Source organism: Streptomyces sp. NPDC059900 (genome assembly GCF_050270335.1).
In the GTDB taxonomy this organism is placed as follows: domain Bacteria; phylum Actinomycetota; class Actinomycetes; order Streptomycetales; family Streptomycetaceae; genus Streptomyces.
In genome coordinates, this window is the sequence record NZ_JBNNJZ010000785.1 from 1 (window position 1) to 3,074 (window position 3,074).

The 3,074-nt window shown below is 69.7% G+C and carries 2 protein-coding genes and 1 pseudogene; all 3 read left to right on the forward strand.

What is annotated here, in order from left to right; genetic code table 11:
* Positions 1-4 precede the first annotated feature (4 nt).
* A pseudogene (locus ACQKIP_RS43860) lies at positions 5-1,156 on the forward strand (3-hydroxybutyryl-CoA dehydrogenase); the annotation flags it as partial.
* A gap of 124 nt (positions 1,157-1,280) precedes the next feature.
* Complete coding sequence (locus ACQKIP_RS43865; RefSeq protein ID WP_365855743.1) at positions 1,281-2,084, forward strand: TetR family transcriptional regulator; 804 nt, start codon at positions 1,281-1,283, stop codon at positions 2,082-2,084.
* A gap of 442 nt (positions 2,085-2,526) precedes the next feature.
* Positions 2,527-3,074: alcohol dehydrogenase catalytic domain-containing protein (locus ACQKIP_RS43870; protein WP_427745564.1), on the forward strand; the 548-nt coding region annotated here is incomplete at its 3' end.

A 3,074-nucleotide genomic window follows, 5' to 3' on the forward strand; every position in this document is an offset into this window, starting at 1 on the left:
ATAAGCCACACTCGCGGACATCGACGCCGCGATGCTCCTGGCCTGCGGCCTTCCCATGGGCCCCCTCGCGCTGCTCGACCTGATCGGCGTCGACACCGCCCGCACGGTCCTCGACGCGATGTACTCCGAGTCGCACGACCGGCTGCACGCGCCCGCCCCGATCCTCAAGCAGCTCAGCGAGGCGGGCCTGACCGGCCGCAAGTCGGGGCGCGGCTTCTACTCGTACGAGCAGCCGGGCAGTTCGACCGTCGTGCGCGACGCGCTGACCCCGCCCGAGGACGGCCGGCAGACCGGCGGGCGCACGATCCGCTCGGTCGGTGTCGCGGGCTCCGGGACGATGGCGTCGGGCATCGCCGAGGTGTTCGCCAAGGCCGGTTACGACGTGGTGCTCGCCGCGCGCAGCGAGGAGAAGGCCGAGAAGGCCAAGTCCCGTATCGGCAAGTCGCTTTCGCGCTCCGTCGACAAGGGGCGGATGACGGCGGAGACCGCGGCCAAGACCCTGGACCGGATCACTCCGGCGGGCACGTACGACGCGTTCGCCGACGTCGATCTGGCCCTGGAGGCGGTCGCCGAGGACCTGGAGGTCAAGCAGCAGCTGTTCGCGGCGTTCGACAAGGTCTGCAAGCCGGGCGCGATCCTGGCGACCACCACCTCGTCGCTGCCGGTCGTCGCCTGCGCCCGCGCCACCTCGCGTCCCGGTGACGTGATCGGCATGCACTTCTTCAACCCGGCCCCGGCGATGAAGCTGGTCGAGGTGGTCCGCACGGTCCTCACCGACGACGACGTGCACGCGACCGTGCGCCAGGTCTGCGCGACCATCAAGAAGCACCCGGTGGACTGCGGCGACCGCGCGGGCTTCATCGTGAACGCCCTCCTGTTCCCCTACCTCAACAACGCGGTCAAGATGGTCCAGGAGCACTACGCGACGCTCGACGACATCGACGCCGCGATGAAGCTCGGCGGCGGCTACCCCATGGGGCCCTTCGAGCTCCTGGACGTCGTCGGCCTGGATGTCTCGCTGGCCATCGAGAAGGTCCTGCACCGCGAGTTCCGCGACCCGGGCCTCGCCCCCGCACCGCTGCTCGAACACCTGGTGGCCGCGGGCTGCCTCGGCCGCAAGACCGGCCGCGGCTTCCGCGAATATGCGCGGCGGTAGGCCGGAAACGGACGGGGGCGCACCCGACGAAAGACCGCGCACGCACTGGGGCGGGCTGCTCGAACCGTCGGGCGGCCCCGTCCCGCGGGAGCACTCGGCTGCGCATATGCAGTACGTTCGGGTCATGCCCAAGGCCGCCAAGTCCTCACGTACGCCCGCTACGCCCGACGCTCCCGAGAGCGCGGCCGGCAGCCGCGCCGCCGCCCAACGGCTCAAGATGCGCCGGGAGCTGGCGGCGGCCGCGATGGAGCTCTTCGCGTCCAAGGGGTACGAGGCGACGACGGTCGACGAGATCGCCGCGCAGGCCGGCGTCGCCCGCCGGACCTTCTTCCGGCACTTCCGCTCCAAGGAAGAGGCGATCTTCCCGGACCACGACGACACGCTGATCCGGGCGGAGGCGGTCCTGAACGCGGCGCCGCCGCACGAGCACCCGCTGGACACCGTGTGCCGGGGCATCAAGGAAGTCATGAAGATGTACGCGGCCTCGCCCGCCGTGTCCGTCGAGCGCTACCGCCTGACGCGCGAGGTGCCCACACTGCGCGAGCGCGAGATCGCCTCGGTGGCCCGCTACGAGCGGCTCTTCACGCGCTACCTCCTGGGCCACTTCGACGAGCAGGCCCACCACGACGGCAACGACGATCCGCTGCTCGCGGAGGTCGCGGCGTCGGCGGTGGTGACCGCGCACAACCACGTGCTGCGGCGCTGGCTGCGCGCGGGCGGCCAGGGCGACGTGGAGACCCAGCTGGACCACGCCTTCGCCATCGTCCGCCGGACCTTCGGTTCGGGCATCGGGGCGGGCCGGGACACCGCGACGGCTCCGGCGGCTTCGGTGAGCACCGGGGGCGATGTGCTGGTCACCGTGGCCCGGACGGACGCACCGCTGGACGAGATCATGCGGACGATCGAGAAGGCGCTGCGGGAGTCATAGATTCCGTTTTCCGCACTTTCGTCCTGGGCTTTTGAGGGGGCGCTACCCACGGGTAGCGCCCCCTTTGGCGTGCCGCCACACCCTCTGACCTGCACTGATCGATCATCCATCAAAAATTCATGGCACTCAGTGTCTTGCTCACTGGCACGCGGTGTCATACGTTGATGTTGTCCGGGCGGCCGGCGTGCAGAGAACTTCCGTACGCCGGCTGTCCCCACAAGCCACACGGCTTCGTGCGCCCGGACGCCTGCGTCACAGGCACCTCCCGCGCCACACCAAGCGCTGCCGAGCAACACCTTCGCCGAACCGACGGCACACCCTCACAAGCACCAGCAGCACCCGACGTAACCCTCAAGAGCGTGATCCCCTCAAAGGGGACACGCTTCCCCAAGCTCTCGGCTCCGCTCGAGCAGGGGAGACCCCAATCGCCGGAGGCAAAACCGTGAAGGAAATCCTGGACGCGATCCAGTCGCCGGAGTCCACTCCCGCCGACTTCGCCGCTCTCCCCCTGCCCGACTCGTACCGCGCGATCACCGTGCACAAGGACGAGGCGGAGATGTTCGCGGGCCTGGAGACCCGCGACAAGGACCCCCGCAAGTCGATCCACCTGGACGACGTGCCGGTGCCCGAACTCGGCCCTGGCGAGGCCCTGGTGGCCGTGATGGCCTCCTCGGTCAACTACAACTCCGTGTGGACCTCGATCTTCGAGCCGGTGTCCACCTTCAGCTTCCTGGAGCGCTACGGCCGGCTCAGCGGGCTCACCAAGCGCCACGACCTGCCGTACCACGTCATCGGCTCCGACCTCGCGGGCGTCGTGCTGCGCACCGGCCCCGGCGTGAACGCCTGGAACCCCGGTGACGAGGTCGTCGCGCACTGCCTCAGCGTGGAGCTTGAATCCTCCGACGGCCACAACGACACCATGCTCGACCCCGAGCAGCGCATCTGGGGCTTCGAGACCAACTTCGGCGGCCTCGCCGAGATCGCCCTGGT

Bases quoted from the DNA above. Each gene is read 5' to 3' on its own strand.
- ACQKIP_RS43865 (WP_365855743.1), top strand. From the start codon at position 1,281: ATGCCCAAGGCCGCCAAGTCCTCACGTACGCCCGCTACGCCCGACGCT.